General features: G+C 55.6%; 1 pseudogene. It reads right to left on the reverse strand.

Features of this window, described 5'->3' with window-relative positions:
- Window positions 1-1,153 (reverse strand): annotated as a pseudogene (locus HHJ06_RS11645) (hypothetical protein); the annotation flags it as partial.

Here is a 1,153-nt window from a genome sequence, read left to right on the forward strand (position 1 = left end):
GCCGCCCCAGAAGAGGGGGCTGGAGTGCTGCCAGGTCTTGGCGCGGTAGTCCTTGCCCTCCGGGTAGGCCCCAATGACCGGAGGCTTGCCCCATTTGATTGATACCCCATAGTAGGCTATGAAAAGGGCGTCCGGGTCCGCTTCCCCATAATAACCCTGCCTTTCCTTGTTTTCTTCCGGTCCGGTGTTATTTTTCCACATGTCGGCGGGGAACTTGATGTTGTCCAGCAGGGGTTTTTCCCATGCTCCCCAGTTGAGGTTCAGTACGGCGGGCATCGTCTTGGAGAAGATGGCGGGATCCGCCGTGTTGGAACCGTTCAGTGTCGTGGATTGGCCGATCTGCTGTGCGCTCATCAGGCCCGCCCCCATGGCGAAGGTGCCAAGCTTCTTGGAGCTGGTACTGAACTCGTCCGTATATTTATGGCTGAGAATGTGGTCGGTGGGAGTACGGTCGGAGGTCGTGCCGGACCAGCCTTTCAGGTCGTCATAGTTCTGGGCGAAAATGGCGGACGCCATGAACGGGTCACCGTTCAGATATTTGTTTCCGTCAAAATTCTGGTATTTCAGACCGGAATACATGTTGACGGAGTAGCCGGTGGTTTGGGCGGAATCCAGAGACCAGCCTTCCTTCATGGCGAAGTTGTCCGTTTTAATGTCGTTCTTATTGCTCTTGGAGCGATAGACGGAATTGTTCTTGAAGGGGTTGGACATGTCGTCAATTAGCGGGATGGGCTGGGCGAAGATGACGATTTCCCCGGCTTTCAGGGTGGAGGGGTTCCCCTTGGTGGTTGACCCGTCGGACTGGTAGGTAACCTTGTCCCTGAAGGATGCGCCGAAATCCGCTACCTGACGGTCGTTTCTGTCCACGGTATTTTGGACGTAAGGGGTAAGGGGATGTTCCGTATAATTGCCCATGGCGCCTACGCCGCCGCCGTTTTTAATGTTGTGGGAAAACATCATGGGCATGAAGCGGTGCTCGCCAAAGTAGGCTCCCCACACTTCTCCGTTGGCCCCCTGGAATTTCATGTCCACATTATACGGGTTCCACCACACATAAACGGGGATGACGGAAAAGGCCAGGTTGATGAATCCCCCGTTTACGGAGGGGTTCTGGCCGTTGGTTCCGCCGAATCTGGCGTATTGGACGCCGACA

The organism is Akkermansia muciniphila, from assembly GCF_018709685.1.
In the GTDB taxonomy this organism is placed as follows: Bacteria; Verrucomicrobiota; Verrucomicrobiia; order Verrucomicrobiales; family Akkermansiaceae; genus Akkermansia; species Akkermansia muciniphila_E.